The 24019-nt window shown below is 71.9% G+C and carries 19 protein-coding genes; 4 read left to right on the plus strand and 15 right to left on the minus strand.

Annotation, left to right across the window (positions count from 1 at the left end; translation table 11 throughout):
* Window positions 1–46 precede the first annotated feature (46 nt).
* The 7 genes from AB0G84_RS28015 to AB0G84_RS28045 all read right to left on the minus strand — a co-directional run bounded on the left by AB0G84_RS28015 (window position 47) and on the right by AB0G84_RS28045 (window position 12203).
* On the minus strand, window positions 47–3163 hold the full coding sequence (locus AB0G84_RS28015; RefSeq protein WP_361326489.1) for an AAA family ATPase: 3117 nt from the start codon (window positions 3161–3163) through the stop codon (window positions 47–49).
* Between the two features lie 189 nt (window positions 3164–3352).
* Window positions 3353–3583 (minus strand): hypothetical protein, encoded by a 231-nt coding sequence (locus tag AB0G84_RS28020; RefSeq protein WP_361326492.1) that lies wholly within the window; start codon window positions 3581–3583, stop codon window positions 3353–3355.
* 273 nt (window positions 3584–3856) lie between these two features.
* Window positions 3857–6547: an ABC transporter substrate-binding protein gene (locus AB0G84_RS28025; RefSeq protein ID WP_361326495.1), complete on the minus strand. Its 2691-nt coding sequence runs from the start codon at window positions 6545–6547 to the stop codon at window positions 3857–3859.
* A 292-nt stretch (window positions 6548–6839) separates the two neighbouring features.
* Entirely contained in the window at window positions 6840–7496 is a 657-nt protein-coding gene (locus AB0G84_RS28030; RefSeq protein ID WP_361326498.1) for a hypothetical protein, read from the minus strand.
* Window positions 7497–7780: 284 nt separating this feature from the next.
* Window positions 7781–10039 (minus strand): MMPL family transporter, encoded by a 2259-nt coding sequence (locus AB0G84_RS28035; protein ID WP_361326501.1) that lies wholly within the window; start codon window positions 10037–10039, stop codon window positions 7781–7783.
* 270 nt (window positions 10040–10309) lie between these two features.
* Window positions 10310–10906 (minus strand): hypothetical protein, encoded by a 597-nt coding sequence (locus AB0G84_RS28040; protein ID WP_361326504.1) that lies wholly within the window; start codon window positions 10904–10906, stop codon window positions 10310–10312.
* Between the two features lie 844 nt (window positions 10907–11750).
* A complete protein-coding gene (locus AB0G84_RS28045) occupies window positions 11751–12203 on the minus strand; it encodes an ATP-binding protein (protein ID WP_361326506.1) in 453 nt (150 codons plus the stop codon).
* A 112-nt stretch (window positions 12204–12315) separates the two neighbouring features.
* Here AB0G84_RS28045 and AB0G84_RS28050 point away from each other — a divergent pair, with 112 nt between their 5' ends.
* Genes AB0G84_RS28050 through AB0G84_RS28060 form a run of 3 tightly spaced genes read left to right on the plus strand, consistent with a single transcriptional unit; the run spans window position 12316 to window position 14364 of the window.
* Entirely contained in the window at window positions 12316–13140 is an 825-nt protein-coding gene (locus AB0G84_RS28050; RefSeq protein ID WP_361326508.1) for a helix-turn-helix transcriptional regulator, read from the plus strand.
* Window positions 13137–13340: a DUF397 domain-containing protein gene (locus AB0G84_RS28055; RefSeq protein ID WP_361326510.1), complete on the plus strand. Its 204-nt coding sequence runs from the start codon at window positions 13137–13139 to the stop codon at window positions 13338–13340. The genes AB0G84_RS28050 and AB0G84_RS28055 overlap by 4 nt, the downstream gene beginning before the upstream one ends.
* Before the next feature lie 19 nt (window positions 13341–13359).
* Window positions 13360–14364, plus strand: coding sequence for an aldo/keto reductase (locus AB0G84_RS28060; RefSeq protein WP_361326669.1), 1005 nt, complete (start codon window positions 13360–13362; stop codon window positions 14362–14364).
* A 20-nt stretch (window positions 14365–14384) separates the two neighbouring features.
* On the opposite strand, the gene AB0G84_RS28065 is transcribed toward AB0G84_RS28060, so the two are convergent.
* Complete coding sequence (locus AB0G84_RS28065) at window positions 14385–14924, minus strand: 2'-5' RNA ligase family protein (protein WP_361326513.1); 540 nt, start codon at window positions 14922–14924, stop codon at window positions 14385–14387.
* A gap of 234 nt (window positions 14925–15158) precedes the next feature.
* Here AB0G84_RS28065 and AB0G84_RS28070 point away from each other — a divergent pair, with 234 nt between their 5' ends.
* Window positions 15159–16004 (plus strand): hypothetical protein, encoded by an 846-nt coding sequence (locus AB0G84_RS28070; protein ID WP_361326516.1) that lies wholly within the window; start codon window positions 15159–15161, stop codon window positions 16002–16004.
* 132 nt (window positions 16005–16136) lie between these two features.
* Here the strand turns inward: AB0G84_RS28070 and AB0G84_RS28075 are convergent, their stop codons facing one another.
* The 7 genes from AB0G84_RS28075 to AB0G84_RS28105 form a co-directional block, all read right to left on the minus strand.
* Window positions 16137–17039, minus strand: a complete 903-nt coding sequence (locus tag AB0G84_RS28075) for an LLM class F420-dependent oxidoreductase (RefSeq protein WP_361326519.1) — start codon at window positions 17037–17039, stop codon at window positions 16137–16139.
* 209 nt (window positions 17040–17248) lie between these two features.
* Window positions 17249–18757: an Asp-tRNA(Asn)/Glu-tRNA(Gln) amidotransferase subunit GatB gene (gatB, locus tag AB0G84_RS28080; RefSeq protein WP_361326522.1), complete on the minus strand. Its 1509-nt coding sequence runs from the start codon at window positions 18755–18757 to the stop codon at window positions 17249–17251.
* A gap of 16 nt (window positions 18758–18773) precedes the next feature.
* Window positions 18774–19007, minus strand: a complete 234-nt coding sequence (locus AB0G84_RS28085) for a hypothetical protein (RefSeq protein ID WP_033266953.1) — start codon at window positions 19005–19007, stop codon at window positions 18774–18776.
* Between the two features lie 5 nt (window positions 19008–19012).
* Window positions 19013–20515 (minus strand): Asp-tRNA(Asn)/Glu-tRNA(Gln) amidotransferase subunit GatA, encoded by a 1503-nt coding sequence (gene gatA, locus AB0G84_RS28090; protein WP_361326525.1) that lies wholly within the window; start codon window positions 20513–20515, stop codon window positions 19013–19015.
* On the minus strand, window positions 20512–20808 hold the full coding sequence (gene gatC, locus AB0G84_RS28095) for an Asp-tRNA(Asn)/Glu-tRNA(Gln) amidotransferase subunit GatC (RefSeq protein ID WP_006602950.1): 297 nt from the start codon (window positions 20806–20808) through the stop codon (window positions 20512–20514). The genes gatA and gatC overlap by 4 nt, the downstream gene beginning before the upstream one ends.
* 571 nt (window positions 20809–21379) lie before the next feature.
* A complete protein-coding gene (locus AB0G84_RS28100) occupies window positions 21380–21646 on the minus strand; it encodes a hypothetical protein (RefSeq protein WP_361326529.1) in 267 nt (88 codons plus the stop codon).
* 152 nt (window positions 21647–21798) lie between these two features.
* Window positions 21799–23907: a bifunctional diguanylate cyclase/phosphodiesterase gene (locus tag AB0G84_RS28105; RefSeq protein WP_361326532.1), complete on the minus strand. Its 2109-nt coding sequence runs from the start codon at window positions 23905–23907 to the stop codon at window positions 21799–21801.
* Window positions 23908–24019: the final 112 nt, after the last annotated feature.

Genomic DNA, 24019 nt, shown 5'->3' on the forward strand with positions numbered 1-24019 from the left:
GGCGCTCCCCGATCCCCGCCCCCACCAGCCGTGCGCCGCTCCGCCGTCAGCCCGGGCTCGTCGCGGGCGTGCCGAACAGGCGGAGCCGGTGGGCCAGCGCGCCCGCCTCGCCGCGACCGGAGACGCCCAGCTTGGCGAGGATGTTGGAGACATGGACGCTGGCCGTCTTCGGGGAGATGAACAGGGCATCGGCTATCTGGCGGTTGCTGCGGCCCTCGGCGACCAGGCGCAGGACGTCCCGTTCGCGCGGGGTCAGGCCGAGCGACTCGGCGGGCGCAGGGTCGGCCGGCGCGGTATCGGCGGGTGAGGCCTCCCGTGCGGTGTGGTCCATGGCTCCGGCACCCGCAGTGGCCGCTTGCGGTCCCGGTAGCGGGATACGGGCCCGCTGGGCCAGCAGGGTCAGCTCTTCGGCGAGCGGGCGGGCCCCCAATTCCGTGGCCGCGGTGTACGCCTGGGTGAGCAGGAGCGCGGCGGCCTCCCGCGGAGGGCGGCCGTCCAGGCCGACGGTGGCCCGCTCTCCGCCGTGCAGCAGCGACTCGGCCCAGCGGTAGCAGGCACGGGCGAGCTCGTGCGGGCGCTCCAGGGGGACGAAGGCGGCGACCACCGCGCCCCAGGAGTCGGGGGTCTCGCGGCCTTCGGCGCGGCGGAGTTCGGCGTGAACCGCGAGGGCGTACGCCTCCCAGATCGGGGCGATACAGGGCAGCGTCTTGGCCACCTCGTGCATACGGGCGAGCACCGCGGCCCGGCCGGGCTCGGCGGCCGGCAGCCCGCGGGCGTCCGATTCGGCGGCGGCCGCCCACCACAGCAGTGGCCAGGCGTAGCGATGGGTGCCGGCTGGGAAGCCGGCGTCCAGGGCCTGTTCCAGGACGGCGCGGGCGTCGAAGATGCGGCCCTGGGCCGCGGCGATCCGCAGGGCGTGCCGGGCCATCGGCAGGGTGTGCTGCGGCTGGGGGTCGTGGGTGCCGTGGTGCTCCCGGGCGACGGCCAGTTCGCGCTCGGCCTCGGCGAGGTCGCCCCGGGCCAGGGCGAGGTCGGTGAGGTAGCTGGCCGCCAGTGCGGTCGACCGGGCGCCCTGGGCGAGCCGGCGGCATTCGGCGGCGGCCCGGGCCGCCTCCTCCCAGCGGCCCAGCGACTGGAGGGATTCGGCGCGGTTGCCCAGCACCCAGCAGGTCTTGTTCTTCAGGCCGTAGTGGGTGGTGAGTGCGCTGCCCTGCTCGGTGACCTCGACGGCCTCGCGGGACCGGCCGACGCCCTCCAGGAAGTACGGGAGGTTGACGTGCCCGCGGCCGATGACGGAGAAGTAGCCGCGCTGCACGGCTCGTTCGACGGTCTCGTGGAGGTCGGCGAGGCCCTCGTCGACCGCGCCGGAGTCGACGCGCAGGCCCGCGAGCGTCAGCCGGGAGTTCAGCTCGGCCTCCTCGTCCCCCACCAACTGGGCGTACTCCACGGCGCGTTCGGCGGTGGCGTAGGTCTCCGGGCCCGGTTCGTGCAGCACCGCCCAGCTGGCGACGGCGGCCATCACCTCGGCGTGCACCACGGAGGGCGGCAGGCCGCGCACCAGCTCCTGGGCCCGGCCCAGGTCCGCCCAACCGTCGCCACGGCCGGTGCCCTGGCACAGCCGGGAGCGCTGCACCAGGAACCAGGCGGTGCGCAGCGGGTCGTTCTCCTCGCGCAGCGCCCGCAGGGCGCGCTTGGTGATCGTGAAGGCCCGCTCGCCGTCCCCGGACAGCCGGGCGGCCACCGCGATCTCGGCGAGCAGGTCCAGGAAGCGCAGCGCGTCGTCGTCGCAGCCGCAGGCGGGGTAGGCCTCGGCGTAGTCGACCGGGCGGACGCCCTGGCGGACCTCCGGCGGTGCGTCGTCCCACAGCTCCAGGGCACGGTCCAGCAGCCGCAGCTGCTCGGCGTAGGCGTGCCGGCGGCGGGCCTGGACGGAGGCGGCGAGCACGGCGGGCAGCGCCTTGGCTGCGTCATGGGCCTTGTACCAGTAGCTGGCCAGCCGGGCGGCGCAGGCATCGGCGCGCACCAGGGAGGGGTCGGCCTCCAGGGCCTCGGCGTAGCGGCGGTTGAGGCGGGTGCGCTCACCGGGCAGCAGGTCGTCGACGACGGCCTCGCGCACCAGGGCGTGCCGGAAGCGGTAGCCCGTACCGTCCTGGGTGGGGACCAGGGTGTTGCTCCCGACGGCGGCCCGGAGCGCGGCGATCAGCTCGTCCTCGGGCATCCGGCAGACCGCGGAGAGGAGTTCGTGCTCGACGGTGGAGCCGCCCTCGGAGGCCGTCCGCACCACCCGCTGGGCGTCCTCGGGCAGCGCCTCGACGCGTACCAGCAGCAGGTCGCGCAGCGGGTCGCTGAGGCCGTGCAGACAGCCCTCGTCGAGGCTGCGGGCCAGCTCCTCGACGAAGAAGGCGTTGCCCTCGGAGCGCCGGAAGACCCGGTCGACGGTGTCCTCTTCGGGGTCGCGGCCGTGGATGCCCGCTATCTGGCAGCGGACCTCGTCCCGGTTGAAGCGGGCCAGCTCGATGCGCCGGACGGTGCGCATCCGGTCGATCTCGGCGAGGAAGGGGCGCAGTGGGTGGCGGCGGTGGATGTCGTCGGAACGGTACGTCGCCACCAGCAGGACGCCGGCGTCGTGCAGCGCCCGCAGCAGGTAGGCGAGGAGTTCGCGGGTGGAGCGGTCGGCCCAGTGCAGGTCCTCGATGACGAGGACGAGCGTACGGCCGGCGGCGAGGCGCTCCAGGACGCGGGCGGTCAGCTCGAAGAGGCGGGCCCGGCCGATCTCCTCGTCGTGCGCCTCCCCGGGGGCCTCCCCCAACTCGGGCAGGATGCGGGCGAGTTCGCCCTCCTGGCCGGCCACGGCGGCGGCCAGCTCGTCGCGCAGATGGGCGTTGAGGGTGTGCAGGATCGCGGAGAACGGCGCGAACGGCAGGCCCTCCGAGCCGATCTCGATGCAACCACCGAGCGCGATCAGCGCGCCCTGGGCGCGGGCGATCTCGACGAACTCCTCGATGAGGCGGGTCTTACCGACCCCGGCCTCGCCCCCGATGAGCAGGGCCTGGGGCTCACCGGTCGCCGTCGTACGGGCGAGCGCCTCACCCAGTGCGGCGAGTTCGGCCGCGCGGCCGACGAACACGGGACTGATGGACCTGGTCTCCACGCTGCTGAGCATCGCACAGCGGTCCGACAGTCCGGCAGGGGGTTTCACCGGGTGGGACGAGGTCGGGGGATCGGAGCGGGGCGGCTCGGGCCCGGGCCGGGGCGGTCGGGGCCCGGAGGCTCCCGGCGCCCCTGAGCGGGAGCGAGGTGGCGGGACTGCCGGCCGGGCGGACCGGCCCGCGCCGGCCGGCGGCACGGTCCGTCAGGCAGCCGTGGCACGGCGCGTCCGCCACCACCGGGCCCGACCGGGAGTCACCCGCCCTCCGGGTTCGTCCTCCCCGGACCGGGCGCCGGCGGCGCGCGGGGCGTCGGTGGCGTGCCGGGCGTCGGTGGCGTGCCGGGCGTCGATGGCCTCGCGCACCTGGCGCTGCCGGTCGGCCTCGCGGCGCAGCTCCTCGTAACGGACGCGGATCTCCGGCTCAGAGCGGTACATGCGGGTCTCTCCCCTGGTGGCGTGGGCTTGTTGGTCTCAAGCCTCGCCGTGAGGGGGTGCCTGCCACATCGGGAGACTTCCCGATCTCCCGGTCCCTGCGGTCCTTAGACGCCGACGCCGGCCGGCGGGCGGGTGCCTAGGTACGGCGTCCGGGAGACGTAGGAACCCAGGACGCGGCCCCGGACGACGCCATAGCGGCCCCGGACGACGTCATGACGCATCCGGGCGACGTCATGCCGGGCCCGGGCGACGTCATAACGGACCCGGACGACCTCACGAGGGACACGGCGGCCCCTGCTTCTCCTTCAGTGCCGACTGGCTGTAGGCCCCGCAGGCCACCACCGCCCGGGGCCCGTTCTCCGACTGCTTGAGGATCACCAGGGTCTTCTTCCGGGGAGGTTCGTTGCTGTCCTCGGAGAAGTCGACGAACCCGGTGGCGCCGTCGAAACGCACCCCGTTGCGCAGCGCGGTCAAGATGGCGTCCCGGTCCACGGAGCTGTCCGAATGGGCCTCGTCCACCGCCTTGGAGAGGGCGTGGAACGCGTCGTAGGCGACCGCGGAGTGCCCGTCCTGCTGCCAGGGGTCCTTCTTGTACTCGTTGTTGTACAGCCTGATGAACTCCTCCGTCTTCGCGCTGGCGTGTTCGTCCCCCGTCGGCAGGCGGTGCGCGGAGTGGTACAGCCGCAGCCAGCCCTTGTCGTCGTACTCGCCGGTCAGCGCCACGTTCGTCAGCTCGTTGCCGCCGAGCACGGTCAGGCCGTGCTCGAAGCAGGTGCCGTTGGCGTCCATGGCGTTGACGAAGGCGGTGAAGTCCCGCGCCCGCGAGGTCCAGTACACGGCGGTGGCCGGATTCGCCTTGACGGCCTGGCAGACCTGGCTGACCAGCCGGTCCGCCGAGGTGGCCTTCTGGGTGCCCGCGGGGGTGTCCTGGAGCGGGCCCTGGGCGAAGTTGATGACCGTCTCCTCCCCCGTGAAGTCCTGCCGGAACTTGTCGGCCAGGCTCATGCTGTAGAGGTCGCCCGGGGTCTGCACGACCACCGCCTGGGCTGCGGGGACACACTGTGCGGGACCCCCCGACGCCTCCTGCCCCGCGTCCGCGACGATGTTGGACCGGGCCGCGAAGTCGGCCTCGATCTGCGCCTCCCGGCTGTTCTCCGGGGTGAACGGCCAGTAGGTGTCGCTGCCCTGCATCTCGTCCGCCGTCGCGGTCGTGCCGATCGTCGGAATCCGGACGTCGGGCCGCCCCAGCAGCGCCACCGCCTCCTGCGTCGCCTTCGTGCTCTGTGCGAAGCCCAGGACCCCGACGACCTTCTTGTACTCCTTGCCGCTGTTCTCCCGCTTGACCTCCTCGATGAGGTCGCGTACGCGGTCGGCCGCGTGCACGAAGGCGGGGCCGGTCTGCCGTACGTCCACCCGCAGCGGTACTCGGGCGGAGTTGGAAGCGGCGTCCTTGTTCAGCCACTCCTGCCACATGGCGACGCCGCGGAGTTCGGGAATGGACCCGTCGAAGATGGTGTCCTGCACGGTCGTCGGCGGGTCGGACTCGAAGAGCACGACCGTGCGCACGGCCCGGCCCGACGCGGCGTACTGTTCGGCCCGCCGGTTCTGCTTCGCGATTCGGGCCAGCGTCGCGTCGTACCACTTCTTCGGCGTGACGCTGACCACCTTGTTCTGACCGGCGGCCGCGACGGGATGGTCCCCGCCCATGCACCCGGTGTCCCGCCGCAGGTCCAGGAGGCCGGGTGCGGTCACCCCGCCCACCAGCACCGCGACCAGCGCCACGAGTTCCACCGCGGTCACCGCACGCCAGCCCATCCGGAACTTCCGCGGCTGCACCGGAGGGATCTGCAGGCCCGGCCGCCCGAAGGGTTCCTCCTCCAGGGGAACCATGACCGGACGCGGGTTGCTGGAGTGGAACAGGGTGCTCGCCCGGCGGAGGTTGGTGCGCTCCACGCCCAGCTCCGTCTGCAGCCCGCCGGACGGCCTGCCGACCGCGATGACCAGCGGGCCGGGCCCGCCGAGGCCGGAGTGCAGTGCGTGGAACGCGCGCAGGAAGCGCTCTGCCGCGTCGGCTCCGGGGGCGCCTTCCGGCGGAACCTCCACCAGCAGCACGGGGCGGGCCACCCGGCGCCGGCGCTGGGGCAGCAGACCCCCGACCGCGGGCTTCTGCAGGTCCTCCAACAGGGCGCGCAAGAGCAGGAGTTCGAGGGCGGCGAGCCCCTCCTTGTGCCGGGGGTGGCTGGCTTCCAGGCTCAGCCGGGACGACTGACGGGCCCCCACCTGGTCGAGCAGCTCGAACAGCGGCGCTCCGCCGGCGGTCGCATTGAGCTGTTTGCCGAGCCAGCCGCTCCGCTTGGACCTCACGAGTCGTCGGTTCTGCCGGCGCGCCCAGAGCCACCGGGGAAGCGTCCGGGTCAGTGAGTGCCACACGAGCCCGACGAAGAAGCCGCGCACCCCACCGATCGGCGCGGTGTCCGTACCGCCCATGTGCCAGAGCAGACCGGGCAGCCCGCCCCGTTCGGCCCGCTGCCGATAGACGTCGTCACGTAACTTGCGCGCCCCGACGCCGCTGCCGCCCGGCTGGCTCCCCTGTATGTGGGCGATGACGTCCGCCATCAGCCAGAAGTTGCGGAACCGGTCGGGCGTCGAGCGTCGGGGCACGTCGAATGCGAGCCCCCGGCCCGCCTGCACGCTCAGCAGCGGCGCCCCGTCCTCGGCGTGCAGCACGGCGTGCGGCACCCGTTTGTGCTGCGGGCCGAGAGCCCAGCGCAGCGCCTCCAGGACCCGGTGGGCGTCCGCGTCCGGATCGCTCCCCGACGGGCTCAGGATGAGCAGCGGTGGCTTGTTCTCCAGGAGGTCCCGCCGGGCGGGGTTCACGGCGGTGCGGTACTCGCGGATGAAGTAGTCCGCCCCGGCATCATCGGGGAACGAGGGCGGATCGACGGAATTGTTCGCGGCACTCACCTCGCCGGTCAACTGTATGATCTACACACGGTAGTTGCCCATGTTAGTTGAGTGATGACGAATCTGGCCATCTCCTTACCGATTCCGCCATCGGCTCGTGGAAAGGGTGGCCGCGCAGCACTGCGTGGAGGGTTGGCCGCCGTCCGCCATCCGCCGTCCCCGGAACAGCAGACCCCCGGTGGAGAACGGTGAGGCTCGACCGGAGAACGACAAAGACCCACCGGCCGAACCGGTGGGTCTTCTGCGGGCGCCGACCCCGGTGGCCTTCACCGGACAGGTCGCTTCGGCGGCGTCACGGAGCCGCGGGGCCGCCCGCCGGGGCCTTGGGAATGGTGGGCATGCTCCCGAACAGGTCGAGGTACATCCCCGCGGAGATCAGGAGCCCCAGCACGGCGAGCGCCAGCCCGCCCCAGGCGACGGCGCGCACCCACGTGGTCCGCGGCCGGGACAGCACCACCGCGGCGACGAGCCCGGCCAGCACCGCGAAGACCGCGTTGACCAGGGCCGTGGTGTGCCAGGGGGTGCCGTACATGGCGGCGATCTGGTCGGAGGCCTTGCCCGACTGGAGCTTGATCTGGCCCAGCAGCTGCTGCCGCTCGGCCATCAGCGTGCCGAGCCAGGTGCCGGTGACGGACGCGAGGCCGAGCCCCGCCGCGACGACCGCGCCGGCTCCGGCGCCGGCCCCACCGGCGGGCCGTACGGACACGTCGTCCGCGGACGCGGCGTCCGCACCGGCCGCCCGCTCGCCCTCCTCGGTCTCGCTGGCCTCGTCCTGCTCGGCGAGAGCCGCGTTCTCGTCGGGCTGCTCGTCGGCCTTCGCGCCCGCCTTGGCCGCGGCCTCCGCCTCCGTGGTCTCCGGGAGCGCTTCGGTCTTCGTGGCCTCACCGCCGGCCTGCGCCGGCACGGTCTCGTCGTCGGTTCGCTTCTCGGTCGTCCTCGTCGTACCCATGGGCGCGACCGTAGGCGCCGCGTCTGAGAACGAGATGAGAACGGGGCACGACGGCCGCCTCGGACCGCATTCGCACAGCTCAGAAGGCATACGAGGGGTGGTGGGGGCGCGCGGGGTCGGACTGCTGGGGGCGTTCGGGGCGGTGCTGCGGGAGGGGGCGCTGCTGGTCGGATGTCGTCGCCGCCACGCCTGGGCGCGCTCCGGACCCGCCGGCCGCCAGCGCCCACGATCCGCCCGTTCCCTGAGCCCCCGCCCCGCTCATGTGCGCACCAGCGCCTCTTCGCTCAGCTGCGCACCAGCGCCGCTTCCCCGTCCTGGCCCGTCGTCCCGTCCGCCGGGTCCGCCCCGTCCGTCTCCGGTGGCGGCTCGATGCTCACCCGCGGCAGCCACCGGTCCAGCCAGGACGGCAGCCACCAGTTGGCGCCGCCCAGCATGTGCATCAGAGCGGGCACCAGGAGCGTACGGAGGACGAAGGCGTCCAGGGCCACGGCGGAAGCCAGGCCGATCCCGAACATCGCGATGGTCCGGTCACCGCTGAGCACGAAGGCGGCGAAGACCGCGATCATGATGACGGCCGCAGAGTTGATCACCCGGCTGGTCTCGGCCAGGCCGACCCGTACCGCCCGGCGGTTGTCCCGGGTCAGCTGCCACTCCTCGTACATCCGCGACACCAGGAACACCTGGTAGTCCATGGAGAGCCCGAAGAGCACCGACACCATGATCACCGGCAGGAACGGTTCTATCGGGCCGGCGCTGCCCAGCCCCAGCAGCTCGCTCCCCCACCCCCACTGGAAGACCGCGACCACGACCCCGAAGGACGAGGCGACCGCCGCGACGTTCATCAGCGCCGCCTTGAGCGGTATGCCGATGCTCCGGAAGGCGAGCAGCAACAGCACCGACCCCAGCGCGATCACGACCCCGATGAAGAGCGGCAGCTTGCCGACGATGACGCCGGCGAAGTCGTCGTAGCTCGCGGTGACGCCACCGACCCGTACCTGGAGCGTGGTCCCGCCCTCGGCCTTGGGCAGGACCTCCGTCCGCAGCCGTTCCACCAGGTCGGAGGTCTGCCGGGACTGCGGGGAGCTGTCCGGTACGACGGTGATCACCCCGGTGCTACGGCTCCCGTCGAACGCGGGCCCGCTGGCCTGCGCGACGCCGGGTGTGGTCCGCAGCCGCTTCGGCAGCGCGTCGAAGGCGACCCGGTCCTCGGCCCCGTCCAGGGACCCCACCAGGGTCAGCGGCCCGTTGAACCCGGGCCCGAAACCGCCGTCCGGCCCGTCACCGGCCCCGCCCCGCGCCAGCAGGTCGTACGCCTTGCGGGTCGTCGAGGTGGCGGGGTTGTTGCCCTGGTCGGAGGTGCCCAGGTGCAGCCCGAACGTGGGCAGCGCGAGGGCGAGCATGACGACGGCGGCGAGCCCGCCCAGCAGCTTGGGGTGCCGCTCGACGAACCCGGCCCACCGGGCGGCCATCCCGGTCTGCCGCTCGGGCCGCGGCCCCTCCTCGGCCAGCCGCCGGCGCTCCCGCCGGCCGAGCACCCGCATCCCCAGCAGCCCCAGCAACGCCGGGAGCAGCGTCACCGAGGCCGCCACGGTCAGCACGACGGTCAGCGAGGCGGCCAACGCCACCCCGTTGAGGAACCCCAGCCGCAGGATCAGCATTCCCAGCAGCGCCATACACACCGTGGCCCCCGCGAACACCACCGCCCGCCCGGACACCGCCACGGCGCGCTCGGCGGCTTCCTCCACCGACAGCCCCGCCCGCAGCCCCTTCCGGTGCCGGGTCACGATGAACAGCGCGTAATCGATCCCCACTCCGAGCCCGATCAGACTCCCGAGCATCGGCGCGAAGTCGGCGACGGTCATGGCGTGGCCGAGCAACGTGATCCCGGCCGATGCCGTCCCCACCGCAGCCACCGCCGTAACGATCGGCAGGAACGTCGCCGCCAGCGACCCGAACGCCAGGAGCAGCACCACGGCCGCCGCCCCCAGCCCGATGAGCTCCGAGAACTGCGCCCGCGGTGCCTCGGTCACCGCGATCCCGGCCCCGCCCAGCTCGACCTGCAGCCCGTCCCCGCGCGCGGCCCGCGCCGTGTCGACGACCTTCCTGACCTGCCCCGCATCCAACTCCTCAGCCGGCCGCTCAAAGATCAACGAGGCAAATGCCGTACGGCCGTCCGCACTGATCTGCCGCCCGCTCTGCGCGCCGCCTTCGGAATGCTTGCCATAAGGCCCCCGCACATCGGCCACCCCGGGCAGCCGCTTCACCTCTCCCAACGTCCGCCGCATCGTCTTCTCGACGGCCGCGGACCGCACCGTCCCCCGGTCGGTGTGCCAGACGATGGTGTCGCTGTCCCCGGCCTGCCGCGGGAACGCCTTCGCCATCAGCGCCGTCGCCTGCCCGGACTCGGTCCCCGGCACCTCGTAGTTGTTGGAGTACGCGGACCCGTTCACCCCCGCGGCGACGGCCACACCCGCGAAGGCGGCAAGCCAAAGAACGATCACCACGATGCGGCGCCTGAGACACCACCGAGCCAGAGCGGTCACGGACCTCGACTGCTTCCCGGGTTGTGCGTCGATATCTCCCGGGTAACGGGTGGTGCCGAGCGCGAATGTACGGGGACGGAGCGCCCCGCCACCAACCGGTCAGGCGGGCGGCACCGGGCCCTCATCAGAGCAGAGTGACACCCGAAAAAGATCCTTTGACCTCTTTGTGGACTTTCCCACAAGAGACGCCGCTGGGGAACTCACCCACCGTTCCCGACCGTCCCCTTTTCCCGCTCGTCAGCCCTCTCTCGATCGCCCACCCTTTCCCGATCACCCGCCGTCCGGAACCTGCACCTCGCTCCGGATCTTGCTCACCTCATCGGCGAGATCCTGAAGATCGACCGAATCCGGGGCTTTCTCCAATTCGGCGGCATCGGTCTGTGCGACGGTGCCCGTCGTGCTGGAGGTCCCCCAGGCACAGAACGGCACCGTGACCTTCTGCCCTGCCACCTGCTTCACATCCACACCGCACTTCAGCGGTTCGCCGCCACCACTGGGCGTGAACTCCTTGTCCGCAACGGCGACTTCCACCCCGGGGGATGTGGTCATGCCATTGATCATGTGGTCGATGCCCTCTTCGGGATCGTCCATGGACCCGTAAATCCCCGACACCACCAGCGACTTGGTGCCACCGGTGTACTGCCCGCCCGCCGCACGCACATCGTGCGCGTTCACCCCGTCGCTCGGCACCTGAGCGCCCATCTGCTGGGACACGTCCTTGGTCAACGAGTACTTCCCACCGACCAGCGACTGCGGCACCGTGATCTTGTACTTCGGCCCGGCGGAGGACGTACCCGTACCGCCTCCGCCACCGCCCGACAGCACCGCGGGCGCAATCACACCCCCGATCACCAGCACACCGGCCACCGCCCCGATGATCCCCCACACCTTCCCGGCGCTGCTCTTCGGCGGCAGCGGAGGCGGCGGCACCATGCCCGGCCCGCCATATCCGTACGGAGCCTGCTGCGGCGCACCGTAGGGCGGCCCGGGCTGGGGCGCACCGTACGGCCCTTGCTGCCCGTAGGGCCCTGCAGGGACGTGCCCACCGGGCCCTTGCGGCGGATGTCCACCAGGCTGCCCGGAGTTCGGAAAGCCCGACGATGCGCCGGGATATTCCTGGGGTGACGGGTATGGCGTGGTCATTCTCTGAACCAGATCCTTTCCTTGCAGATCGGCACGTAAGACGTTTGGCGGGTCGTTCTTCATGGACATTCGGACAGCGCTGGCGAGGGTCACGGCGTGAGGGCACAGACATCAAAGCCGTCAATGCCTCCTCAGTTCACTTCTGAGGGAGACATCCGAGAATTCACCGAGTGGCCATGCCCACGGGAAGCGCGGCCTTGACTGTCCTTCAGAGCCGCATGAATGGTCGAACGGAGAGCAACACCGGGGAGGTAGTCCTCCTGGCCCCACGGGTATCCGCCATGGCAGTACTCAGATAATTCATTCCAGCGCGAGAGCGCTTCCCCCGCCTGCACAGAAGTGGATGCGGATACCTCAAATGGCGTGCCACGACCACTCAACGACATGGCAAGCCCCCCTCAAATCCCCCGCCCAGCCGCGGGACACACTGTGTCACATGGCTCTGACAAGGAGCCACGCGGGCACCCACGGAGGAGACCGGCCGGCGGCCCCTTCCTTTCCCATCCGAATCAGGGGTTCGAAGCATGGGCGACGGCAACGCTTGGCAGTCGGCGGTCGGCCCGCACGTTCACGAGCCGCCATGACCCTCGTCGGCGTCGGCGCTCCCCTCGCGGAATTCGCACCACACGATCTTTCCGGGTACGCGCTCGCCGACGCCCCACGCATCGGCGAGTGCCCTCACCAGTAGCAACCCGCGCCCGGATTCGGCCTCCCGGGCCGCGAGGGGAGACGTCCGCGGCACCCGCGGCTCCCCGTCGCCACTGTCGTGGACCTCGACGCGCAGCAGCCCGGCCGGGGCGTCGAACGACAGCCACAGTCGGTAGCCGCGGGCCGGCGGGACACCGTGCAGCAGGGCGTTGGTGGCCAGTTCGCTCACACAGAGCACGATGTCGTCCGCCCGCTGTTTCCGGTCCCAGTCGGCGAGTGCGGTGCGGGCGAACTCCCTGGCCAGCGCGACGGAACGGCGCTCACGACGGTAGAAGGCGGTGCGGGAGCCGAGTGCGTGGATCTCCTTGTGCATGACGCCACTGTCACAGTGGGTGACTATGGTGGGCCACAGCGTGAGGTCGTACGGATCCGCTGTACGACTTCTCGCCGCATCAGGCCGTCGCAACGGGGGGAAGGCAAGCCGCATGCACCCAGCGAGCAAACCGAAGAGGATCACGTCCTGGCATGTGATCGGGGCCCAGTTGAGTCACTTCCGGAAGGCGGCTCGGCTGACGCAGCCTGAGCTGGCGGAGGCGGTGGGGCTGCACGAGGACACGATCGGGTCGATCGAGCAGGGGCGGAGGGCCTTGAAGATCGATTTGGCGGAGACGTTTGATGAACTGCTCGGCACCAAGGGCGCGTTGGCGGTTGCGGTGTCGAAGGTTCCCGAGCGGGAGAAGCTTCCTGCCTTCGTTCAGGACCTGGTGGAGCACGAGGAGGAGGCCCTGACCGTGCTCTCGTACCAGAACCAGGTAATGCCTGGCCTGTTGCAGTCCGAGGCCTACGCACGCGCGGTGTTCGACTGCCTCTACCCGCCTCTTGACGAGGATCAGGCCGACGAGTGGGTCTCCGCGCGCCTCAATCGGCAGAACCTGCTGGTGCGCAAGAAGCCTCGTCCCGTGCTCAACTTCATCCTGGAAGAGGTCGTACTCCATCGACCGATTGGAGGACCTGACACCCTGCGCGAACAGATCCGTCATCTCAGGTCGTGCGCCGAACTCCCTTTCGTAGGGCTTCAGATCATGCCGACGGAGCGATCTACCCATGCCTCGCTGGACGGTCCACTCGTCCTGCTGGAGACACCCGAGCACGATCACCTCGTGTACATCGAAGCGCAACGGATCAGCTTCCTGGTCGACGATCCCGACGAGGTCAGCGTGTATCAACAGGTGTATGGGATGCTGCGATCGCAGGCTCTTACACCTGAGGAGACCAGGGGCCTGCTGGACGACTTGCTAGGAGCGTCATGACCAGCACAGCAGCCCAGTCCTTCTCTGACGGCCTCATCTGGTTCAAGTCCACCTACAGCGGCAGTGCCGGCGGCGACTGCGTAGAGGTGGCCGCCTCGTCCTCCAACGTCCACATCCGCGACTCCAAGCACCCCGACGGGCCGACGCTGACGCTCAGCCCGCTCGCCTGGGCCGAATTCCTCGCCCTCGCCACCACCTGAGCGGGCAGGGGCCATGACGATGCAGCAGCGCCGCCTCGGTACCCACGGACCGCTCGTCTCCGCCCTCGGTCTCGGCTGTATGGGCATGTCGACGTCGTACGGCGTACCGGACGATGCCGAGTCGGTGCGGACGCTGGACCGCGCGGTCGAGTTGGGGGTGACGCTGCTCGACACCGCGGACGCCTACGGGCGGGGCGCCAACGAGGAGTTCCTCGGGCGGTGGCTGCGCGAGCGCGGGACCGCCCGGCGGGACGGGCTGGTGGTGGCGACCAAGTTCGGGCTGCGGCACGACGAAGCCACCGGGCGGGTCAATGCGGTCGACGGTTCGGCGGCCTGGGTGCGCGAGGCGTGTCATGCGTCGCTGCGGCGCCTTGGGACCGATCACCTCGACCTCTACTACCTGCACCGGCGCGATCCTGACGTGCCCATCGAGGAGACGGTCGGGGCGATGGCCGAACTCGTGGCGGCGGGCACCGTGCGGCACCTGGGCCTCAGCGAGGTGAGCGTGCGGACGCTGCGGCGGGCGCACGCCGTGCACCCCATCAGCGCGGTGCAGTTGGAGTACTCGCTCTTCACCCGCGACGTGGTGGAGGGGGAGATGCTGGCGATCTGCCGGGAGCTCGGCATCGGGGTCGTGGCGTACTCGCCGCTGGGGCGGGGGATGCTGACCGGCGCGCTGGCCGCTCGCAGCGACCTCGGCGACGAGGACGCCCGGCGCCGGTGGCCGCGGTTCGCCGAGGAGCACATCGATCGCAATCTGCGGCTGGTCCGCGCAGTGCGGGACGTCGCCGCTTCCCTCGGCTGTACGCCCGCGCAGGCCGTACTCGCCTGGCTGCTGGCCCAGGGCGAGGACATCGTGCCGATCCCCGGCACCAAGCGCCGGGCCTATCTGGAGCAGAACGTTGCCGGGGCCGGTCTCGGATTCTCCCCCGAGCAGGCCGCCCTATTGCGGGCCGCCGTGCCCGACGGTGCGGTCGCCGGGGAGCGCTATCCGCTCGCCGCCCTGGAGCGACTGGGCCGCTGAGCCCGGGACGCATGACCCGTTCATGCACGCAGTGCGAACGACGCCCGCACTTGCCACCGCGTGCCGTTGTGCACCATGAGGTCCACCGACGAGACCCGGGACGTGAAGGGCAGTGCGCCGAGCAGGCCGGCCTCGATCTCCTCCAGGGCGGCATCGTCCTGACCGTCAGCCAGGGTCAGGTGGGGCACCACGTCGGTGAACTTACCGCCGTAGGGAGGCGCCTCGGGCCACCGGTCGGCGATCGCCTCAGTGAGCCGCCGCACCGGCGTGTCCGGCTCAGGAGCGAGGTACAGCACCCCCGGAAACCGCCCACAGCTCGCAAACCGCAGGTCAAAGGCGTGATGTCGGCTGAACACATCGGTGAGGGCCGAGCGGACGCGCGCGTCTATGCGGCTCTCGTCGAGGAACGGGAAGAGCACGGTGATATGTGCGGGGACCCCCGCTCGGGCTGAGGGATCGAACCGTTCGCGCCATGTGCGGACGGCCGGCTCCGCGTCCGGGATCCTGACGATGAGTCCCGTCTGTCCCGCCTGAAACCCATGCGTACTGTCGTCTGGCATGACACGGCATGCTGCCACTTCAGCGGCCGACGGCAGCACGTATGACGCGTCCACGGCCGGCCGACCCACCGCATCCACCGACCACCGCGCTGCGCAGCCCACACCCACCATCGTCTACAGTCCTGTAGACGATGGCTGGACGGCGACCACCGACCACGCGTGGTCCGCTGAACAGTGCCCGAAATGTAGTGGGTTGCCGAGACGGCGCAGCGCGCCGGGAGGGCGGACGGGACGATGGCGCAGTGGACCGGCGGGGCGACGACCCTGCACCTGGGGGAAGGGTACGGCCAAGAGCCGCTGTCCCCCAGCGGACACGGACCGGGCTGGAGCAAGGTGCCGCAGGTCACGGCCCTGTTCTGGGTGGTGAAGGTCCTCACCACCGGCATGGGCGAGACGGCCTCGGACTACCTCGGCCGGACGCTCGGGCCGATACCGGCGGGCAGCCTCGGACTGGCCGGCCTCGTCGCGCTCCTGGTGCTCCAGTTCCGGACCACCCGTTACCGGCCGTGGGTCTACTGGTCCGCGATCGTCATGGTCAGCGTGTTCGGCACGATGGCCGCGGATGTCGTCCACGTCATTGCCGGTATCCCGTACACGGTCTCGGCAGTGGCCTTCACCGTGGCACTGGCGGCCATCCTGACGGCCTGGTACCGGACCGAGGGGACGCTCTCCATCCACAGCATCCGCTCCCGCCGCCGCGAAACGTTCTACTGGGCGACGGTGCTCACCACGTTCGCGCTCGGCACCGCGGTGGGCGACCTCACCGCGGGAACCTTCCAGCTGGGGTACCTCCCCTCCGGCCTCCTGTTCGCCGCGCTCATCGCGGTGCCCGCGCTGTCCGGGCGCTTCCTCGGGCTGAACGCCGTCGCCGCCTTCTGGTGCGCGTACGTCCTGACCCGCCCGCTCGGAGCCTCGTTCGCCGACTGGATGGGCGTCTCCACCGCGCGCGACGGCCTCGGCTGGGGGACCGGTCCGGTCACGCTCGCGCTCACGGTGCCGATCGTGCTGCTCGTGGGCTACCTGGCGGTCAGTCACCGGGACACCCCGCCCGGGCGGACCAGCGCTCGTAGCGCCGTCTGACGGCGGCATCGGTCCGGTCCCCTCCCGGGCCCGGACCGATGCCGCCCCTCGTTCCGAGCCGAGCCCGCACCCGGCCCGCACCCTGCCCGTCCCCGGCCCGGGCAGGGTGCGGACGACGTGCGGGCGGGCGGGTCAGACGGCCGACAACGCCGGTGCCAGCCGGCGGAGTGGGTCCAGGCCCAGGCTTCCGTCGGCGGTCAGCGGCTGGACGGCGACGTGGTCGGCGCCCGCGTCGAGGTGTGCCCGTACGCGGCGCAGCACCGCGTCCTCGTCGCCCCACGCCACGATCGCGTCGACCAGGCGGTCGCTGCCGCCGTCGGCGAAGTCCGCGTCGTCGAAGCCGAGGCGGCGGAGGTTACCGGTGTAGTTGGGCAGTTGGAGGTAGAAGCGGGTGTGGTGCTCGCGGGCCAGGGCGCGGGCCTTGGTGGGGTCGGTCTCCAGCAGGACGACCTGTTCGGGGGCGAGCAGCGGGCCGGTGCCGAGCGTCTCGCGGGCGCGGGCGGTGTGCTTGGGCGGGACGAAGTACGGGTGGGCGCCGGCCGTCCGGTCCCGGGCCAGTTCCAGCATCTTGGGGCCGAGGGCCGCCAGCACGCGGGCCGGCGCGGGGTCGGCCGCCGGGCCGCCGTACGGGGCGGCGTCCATCGCGTCGAGGTACTCCCGCATGGCGGCCAGCGGCTTGGCGTAGGTGTGGCCGCGCTGGCCGATGATCGGGGCGTGGCTGGCACCCAGTCCGAGCACGAAGCGGCCGTCGTACGCCTCGGCGAGGGTCTGGGCGGCGGCGTTGGCGGCGGAGGCGTCGCGCACCCAGATGTTGGCGATGCCGGTGGCGACCGTGAGGCGCTCGGTGGCGGCCAGTAGTACGGCGGCCTGGCTGGCGGATTCGGTCGCCGGGTTCTCCCCGAACCACAGGGCGCCGTAACCGAGTTGCTCGATCTCGGCGGCGGCCCGGCGGGCGGTTGCCGCCGGTACCCGGCCGAGCCCGCCGTGCCAGACTCCTACCCGGCCGAGCTGCGAAGCGAGAGCGTGCTGCTGCACCGTTCCTCCACGGGGCTGAGCGGTGGCCCCTCCACCGTCGGATGACGTGACGTCAGGGGCCCTTCTGCGATCACAGCACGGCGGCGCGGCTGGGCATTCCCGGGCGGGCCGATCGGGTGGTGGCGGGAGCGGGCCGGTAGCGGTGGGGAAACGGCGAGCGGCCGCCCCTCGGCAGAGGGACGGCCGCTCGTGCGGGGAAACGGAACGCGTCAGCCCTCGACGCCCAGCTTCTCCAGGATCATCTCGCGGACCCGGGCCGCGTCGGCCTGGCCGCGGGTGGCCTTCATGACCGCGCCGACCAGGGCACCGGCCGCGGCCACCTTGCCGCCGCGGATCTTGTCGGCGATGGCGGCGTTGGCGGCGATCGCCTCGTCGACGGCGGTGCCCAGGGCACCCTCGTCGGAGACGACCTTCAGGCCGCGCTTCTCCACGACGGTGTCCGGGTCGCCCTCGCCGGCCAGCACGCCCTCGATGGTCTGGCGGGCCAGCTTGTCGTTGAGGGAGCCGTCGGCGACCAGCGCGGTGACCCGGGCGACCTGCGCGGCGGTGATCGGCAGGGCGGCCAGCTCGACGCCGTCCTCGTTGGCGCGGCGGGCCAGTTCGCCCATCCACCACTTACGGGCCGCGGCGGGGTCCGCACCGGCCTCGACGGTGGAGACGATCAGGTCGATCGCGCCGGCGTTGAGGATGGACTGCATGTCGTGCTCGGAGACGCCCCACTCCTCGCGGAGGCGGTTGCGGCGCACCCGCGGCAGCTCGGGCAGGGTCCCCCGCAGCTCCTCGACCCACGCACGGGCGGGGGCCACCGGCACCAGGTCCGGCTCGGGGAAGTAGCGGTAGTCCTCGGCCTCTTCCTTGACCCGGCCGGACGTGGTGGAGCCGTCGTCCTCGTGGAAGTGGCGGGTCTCCTGGATGATCGTGCCGCCGGAGGAGAGCACCGCCGCGTGGCGCTGGATCTCGAAGCGGGCCGCACGCTCCACGGAGCGCAGGGAGTTGACGTTCTTGGTCTCCGAACGCGTACCGAACTTCTCGGTGCCCTGGGGACGCAGCGACAGGTTCACGTCGCAGCGCATCTGGCCCATCTCCATCCGGGCCTCGGAGACGCCCAGCGCCTTGATGAGCTCGCGCAGCTCGGCGACGTACGCCTTGGCGACCTCGGGGGCCCGCTCGCCCGCGCCCACGATGGGCTTGGTGACGATCTCGATGAGCGGGATGCCGGCGCGGTTGTAGTCCAGGAGGGAGTGCCGGGCGCCGTGGATGCGGCCGGTGGCGCCGCCGACGTGCGTCGACTTGCCGGTGTCCTCCTCCATGTGGGCGCGCTCGATCTCCACGCGGAAGATCTCGCCGTCCTCCAGCTGTACGTCGAGGTAGCCGTCGAAGGCGATCGGCTCGTCGTACTGGGAGGTCTGGAAGTTCTTCGGCATGTCCGGATAGAAGTAGTTCTTCCGGGCGAAGCGGCACCACTCGGCGATCGAGCAGTTCAGGGCGAGACCGATCTTGACGGCGGACTCGACGCCGGTCGCGTTGACGACCGGGAGCGAGCCGGGCATGCCCAGACAGGTGGGGCAGGTCTGCGAGTTGGGCTCGGCACCCAGGGTGGTGGAGCACCCGCAGAACATCTTGGTCTTGGTGCCGAGCTCGACATGGACCTCCAGGCCCATGACGGGGTCGTAGGCCGCGAGGGCGTCCTCGTACGACACCAGGTCAGTGACAGTCACGGTGAAACAATCCCTCTCAGCCCAGCAGGACGTCGTCGTCGCCCAGGCGCTTCAGTTCGCGGTAGAGGATCGCCAGGCCGGTGACGATCGCCGCGGCCGAAACGGCGGCGTCGATCAGGCGGAGCGTGTCGTTCTCCTTGCGGGCCAGCTTGGCCTGCTTGGCGACGCTGATGGCGCCGAACGCGGTGCTGCCGATCGACAGGTACAGGCCGGACTTGGACTTCTTGAAGTTCTTGGCCTTCTTGGTCATGGCGCTCACAGGGCAGGTGCCTCCTCAAGCAGCGAATGTCCCCACTTGGCGGTGAACGCGGCCTCGACCGCGGCACCGACCTTGTAGAGCCGGTCGTCCTTCATGGCCGGGGCGACGATCTGCAGGCCGACCGGCAGGCCGTCCTCGGGAGCCAGGCCGCAGGGCAGCGACATGGCGGCGTTGCCCGCCAGGTTGACGGGGAGCGTGCACACATCGGCGAGGTACATCGCCATCGGGTCGTCCGCGCGCTCGCCGATCGGGAAGGCGGTGGTGGGCGTGGTCGGCGAGACGATCACGTCGACCTGCTCGAAGGCCTTCTCGAAGTCGCGGGTGATCAGCGTCCGCACCTTCTGCGCGGAGCCGTAGTACGCGTCGTAGTAGCCGGACGACAGGGCGTACGTGCCGAGCATGATGCGGCGCTTGACCTCGGGGCCGAAGCCGGCCTCGCGGGTCAGGGCGGTGACCTCCTCGGCGGACTTCGAGCCGTCGTCGCCGACCCGCAGGCCGTAGCGCATGGCGTCGAAGCGGGCCAGGTTGGAGGAGCACTCGGAGGGCGCGATCAGGTAGTACGCGGCCAGCGCCAGGTCGAAGGACGGGCAGTCCAGCTCGACGATCTCGGCGCCCAGCTCCTTCATCAGCGCGACCGACTCGTCGAAGCGCTGGAGCACACCGGCCTGGTAGCCCTCACCACGGAACTGCTTGACGACGCCGACCCGCATGCCCTCGACGCTGCCGTTGCGGGCCGCCTCGACGACCGGCGGCACCGGCGCGTCGATGGAGGTGGAGTCGAGCGGGTCGTGGCCCGCGATGACCTCGTGGAGCAGCGCGGTGTCCAGGACCGTACGGGCGCAGGGGCCGCCCTGGTCCAGGGAGGACGAGAAGGCGACCATGCCGTAACGGGAGACCCCGCCGTAGGTGGGCTTGACGCCGACGGTGCCGGTCACGGCCGCGGGCTGGCGGATGGAGCCGCCGGTGTCCGTGCCGATGGCCAGCGGGGCCTGGAAGGAGGCCAGCGCGGCCGAGGAGCCGCCGCCGGAGCCGCCGGGGATCTTGGTCAGGTCCCAGGGGTTGCCGGTCGGGCCGTAGGCGCTGTTCTCGGTGGAGGACCCCATGGCGAACTCGTCCATGTTGGTCTTGCCGAGGATGACGACGTCGGCGGCCTTGAGCTTCTTGGTGAGCGTGGCGTCGTACGGCGGGAGCCAGCCCTCGAGGATCTTGGAACCGACGGTGGTGGGAACGCCCTCGGTGGTGAAGATGTCCTTGAGTGCCAGCGGGACGCCGGCCAGCGGGCCGAGCTTCTCGCCGCGGGCCCGCTTCTCGTCCACGGCACGGGCCTGGGCGAGCGCGCCCTCGCGGTCGACGTGCAGGAAGGCGTGCACCTTCTCGTCGACGGCCTCGATACGGGCCAGGTGCGCCTCGGTCACCTGGACGGCGGTGAGCTCGCCGGAGGCGATCTTCGCCGCGGTCTCGGCGGCGGTGAGCTTGATCAGGTCTGCCATGTCGGTCACTCCTCCCCCAGGATCTGCGGCACCTTGAAACGCTGCTGCTCCTGGGCGGGGGCGCCGGAGAGCGCCTGCTCGGGGGTCAGCGACGGACGGACCTCGTCCGGCCGCATGACGTTGGTCAGCGGCAGCGGGTGGGAGGTCGGCGGTACGTCTTGGTCGGCGACCTCGGAGACGCGGGCGACCGCGCCGATGATGTCGTCGAGCTGTCCGGCGAAGTGGTCAAGCTCTTCGGCCTTCAGCTCCAGACGTGCCAGCCGGGCGAGGTGAGCGACCTCCTCGCGCGTGATGCCAGGCATGCAGCGATCCTCTGGTGTTCTTGGCGGAGTGTTCCGGGCGGAGTGTTCCAGGGGCGGGCTCCAGGCGGATGCTCGCGGGCTCCTGTGAACTTTTTCCGGCCCAATCCTATGGCGTAGGGCGGAGCTGCCGCGAAACCCTTTCGCCGGGGAGCGGCGAGAAGGGCGGGACGGCGGCGGGAGAGCAGCGGAAGGACGGCGGGAGGACGGCCGGGAGGGCAGCCGGGAGGGGGGCCAGGAGGGCCGGGAGGCGGGTGAATGGCGGGGAGGCGGGTGAACGGCGGGGAGGCGGGTGAACGGCGGGGCGGGTGGGGTCCGGCGGGGCGGCTGACGGGGCGGGGCTCGGGCGGATCGTGGGCGGGGCACCAGTCACGCCGGAGGGCCGCTGGGGGGGCCGGGACCTGGGCGCCGCCGGGTCCGGGGACGCGGCGGGCCCAGGGAGGCGGCGGGCCCAGGGAAGCGGCGGGTCCAGGGAGACGGCGGGCCCAGGGAGACGGCGGGCCCAGGGAGACGGCGGCGCCGGCCACGGGTGGTTACGGCCGGGCCGCCCCCTCAGCGGACCGGAGCCGCCCTCTCAGGCGGTCTCCGGTGGTCCGTCGGTGCCATCGGTGCCGTCGGCGCGGCCGGTGGCGGCCGTGGGGCCGGTGTCGGCGGCACGGTCGGCGTGGCCGGGGTCGGCGGCGCGGTCGGCGCGGTCGGGGTCGGCGGCCGCATCGGTCAGGTCCCGGCCGTCGGGGTCGCCCCCGGCCTGACCATGGTCACCGGGCCGGTCTTCCGGGCCGTTCTCTTCGTTCAGGTCGTGCAGTGGTGTCGAGGCGGGCGCTGGTGTCGAGGCGGGCACTGGTGTCGAGGCGTGCGCATCGTGGGCTTCGTGCGGTGCGCTCGGTTCGTTCGGGCCGTGCGCCTCGCGCGGTGTGTTCCGTGCGTGCGGTTCGTGCGGTTCGCGCGGTGTGTTCTCGGAGCGGGGACACGGGACGGCCGGTGGCCGGGTCGTCAGTTCAGGACCTGTCCCGAAGGGCGCTCAGCGCCCTTCTCCGCCGCCAGGGCGGCCGTCTCCGATTCACGGCGCCAGCCGTGTTCACCGCGGGCTCTCAGCCAGGCCGTGGTCTCGTCCGGTGGCATCGCCGCCGCCACCAGCCAGCCCTGTACGGCGTCACAGCCGAGGTCGCGGAGGCGTTCCCAGGTCTCGTCGTCCTCGACCCCTTCGGCGACGACCAGGAGGCCGAGGGAGTGGGCCAGGTCCAGGGTGCAGCGGACGATCTCCGCGTCCTCCGTGTCGACGGCGAGCCGGGCGACAAAGGAGCGGTCGATCTTCAGCTCGCTGACCGGGAGGCGCCGCAGGTGGACCAGCGAGGAGTAGCCGGTCCCGAAGTCGTCCAGCGACATCTTCACGCCGTGCGCGGTGAGCCCGGCGAGGGTGTCGGCGGCCCGCTGCGGGTCCTCCAGGAGGACGTGCTCGGTTATCTCCAGTTGGAGTGCGCCAGGTGGGACGCGGTGTCTGGCGAGGCGGGCGGCGACGGCGCCGGCGAAGCCCGGGGAGTGCACATCGCGCGGGGAGACATTGACGGCGACCGGCACCTCCAGGCCCATCCCCCGCCAGCGCGCCACCTGGGCGAGCGCGGTCTCCAGGACGTACTCCGTCAGCCGGGGCATCAACCCGGAGGACTCGGCGATGGCGATGAACTCGTCCGGGGGGACCCGTCCGCGGTCCGGGTGCACCCAGCGGACCAGCGCCTCCAGCCCGGCGACATGGCCGTCGAAGCCCACCTTGGGTTGGTAGTGGAGTGCGACCTCACCGGCGTCCAATGCGCGCCGCAGGTCGCCCAACAGGCCGAGCCGGTCGGGGGTGTTGCCGTCCCGCTTGGCCTCGTAGAGCTCGACGCCGCTGCGGTCCCGCTTGGCCTGGTACATCGCCACATCGGCGCGGCGCAGCAGGCCTTCGGCGTCCAGGGCGTGGTCGGGGAAGACCGCGACGCCCGCACTCGCCTCCAGCACCAGGGTCAGTCCGTCGAGGTCCAGCGGCGAGCCGAGGGCGGCGACGAGGTTGCGGGCCACCCGCTGGGAGCTGGTGAGGGAGTCGGTGGCGGGCAGCAGGACGGCGAACTCGTCGCCGCCGAGCCGGGCCGCCTCGGCGCCGCGCGGGAGGGCGTGCCGCAGCCGCTCGGCGATCTGCAGCAGCAGGCGGTCACCGGCGAGGTGGCCGAGGGTGTCGTTGACCGAGCGGAAGCGGTCGAGGTCGATGAGGACCAGCGCCGAGCGGACCCCAACCCGTTCGGCCTCGTCCAGCGCGGTCCAGGTGCGCTCCAGCAGCCACTGGCGGTTGGGGAGTCCGGTGAGCGGGTCGCGCAGCTGCTCCTCGGCGCGGGCGCGGGCGATCCACAGGGTGGAGTCCAGCGCGATCAGCGGGACGGCGAACAGCGGGAGCAGCAGCGGGGCGTGCACTGCACAGACCGCGATCAGCGGGGAGATGCCGAGCAGCGCGATGCCCACGAGCGCCTGGCGGACGACCGCCGTTCGGGGGATGGGGGGCAGGGTGCCACTGCGGGAGGTGAGGCTGACCCAGAGCAGGCCGCGGCTGACGACGAGGTAGCCGGCGGCGGTGACCAGGACCTCGGGCAGCACCGCCAGGTCCCAGGCCCGGGGGCTCCAGGGGTGCCGGACGCTGGAGACCACGCCGAACAGGGCGAGGCCGAGCGCGGCGGCGCCGATGCCGAGGATGTCCACGGCGCCGTGCACCACCGCCTGTCGCCAGCGGTGCCGGCGTGCCGCGCCGACCAGGACGACGACGGAGAGGCTGACGAGGGTGGCCGGCACCCAGCCGTACAGGAGCAGGACGGCGAGTGCCAGGGCGGCTCCGGAGCCGGTGCCGCCCCACCAGCGGTCGCGCCCGAGGGCGACGAGGTGGCCGACGATGACACCGGTGAGGATCGCCAGCGACCAGCCTACGGAGGCGCCGGGGAAGAGCGGTTCACCTCTTTTGAGGGCCCGGATCACGCCCGTGGCGAGCGCGAGGCCCGCCACGGTGGTGAGGGTCGCGGGCAGTCCGGGCACGACGAGCCGCCGGAGCCGCGACGCCGGAGCGACGCTGTCGGTCGGTTTCATTCCGATCCCTCTCACAGCCGGCTGTGCCCGCGCCACGGCAGGCGCACTCCTCAACAGTAGGCCGCGGACGGCCGCTACGGGCAGCGATCGGCGACGGTTGCCCGAATGCGAC

Origin of the sequence: Streptomyces sp. NPDC020742 (assembly GCF_040641675.1) — a bacterium.
Taxonomy (GTDB): domain Bacteria; phylum Actinomycetota; class Actinomycetes; order Streptomycetales; family Streptomycetaceae; genus Streptomyces.

Coding starts and splice junctions, on each gene's coding strand:
- AB0G84_RS28015 (WP_361326489.1), bottom strand. CDS start 3,163: ATGCTCAGCAGCGTGGAGACCAGGTCCATCAGTCCCGTGTTCGTCGGC.
- AB0G84_RS28020 (WP_361326492.1), bottom strand. CDS start 3,583: ATGTACCGCTCTGAGCCGGAGATCCGCGTCCGTTACGAGGAGCTGCGC.
- AB0G84_RS28030 (WP_361326498.1), bottom strand. CDS start 7,496: ATGGGTACGACGAGGACGACCGAGAAGCGAACCGACGACGAGACCGTG.
- AB0G84_RS28045 (WP_361326506.1), bottom strand. CDS start 12,203: ATGCACAAGGAGATCCACGCACTCGGCTCCCGCACCGCCTTCTACCGT.
- AB0G84_RS28050 (WP_361326508.1), top strand. CDS start 12,316: ATGCACCCAGCGAGCAAACCGAAGAGGATCACGTCCTGGCATGTGATC.
- AB0G84_RS28055 (WP_361326510.1), top strand. CDS start 13,137: ATGACCAGCACAGCAGCCCAGTCCTTCTCTGACGGCCTCATCTGGTTC.
- AB0G84_RS28060 (WP_361326669.1), top strand. CDS start 13,360: ATGCAGCAGCGCCGCCTCGGTACCCACGGACCGCTCGTCTCCGCCCTC.
- AB0G84_RS28065 (WP_361326513.1), bottom strand. CDS start 14,924: ATGCCAGACGACAGTACGCATGGGTTTCAGGCGGGACAGACGGGACTC.
- AB0G84_RS28070 (WP_361326516.1), top strand. CDS start 15,159: ATGGCGCAGTGGACCGGCGGGGCGACGACCCTGCACCTGGGGGAAGGG.
- AB0G84_RS28085 (WP_033266953.1), bottom strand. CDS start 19,007: ATGACCAAGAAGGCCAAGAACTTCAAGAAGTCCAAGTCCGGCCTGTAC.
- gatC (WP_006602950.1), bottom strand. CDS start 20,808: ATGCCTGGCATCACGCGCGAGGAGGTCGCTCACCTCGCCCGGCTGGCA.
- AB0G84_RS28105 (WP_361326532.1), bottom strand. CDS start 23,907: ATGAAACCGACCGACAGCGTCGCTCCGGCGTCGCGGCTCCGGCGGCTC.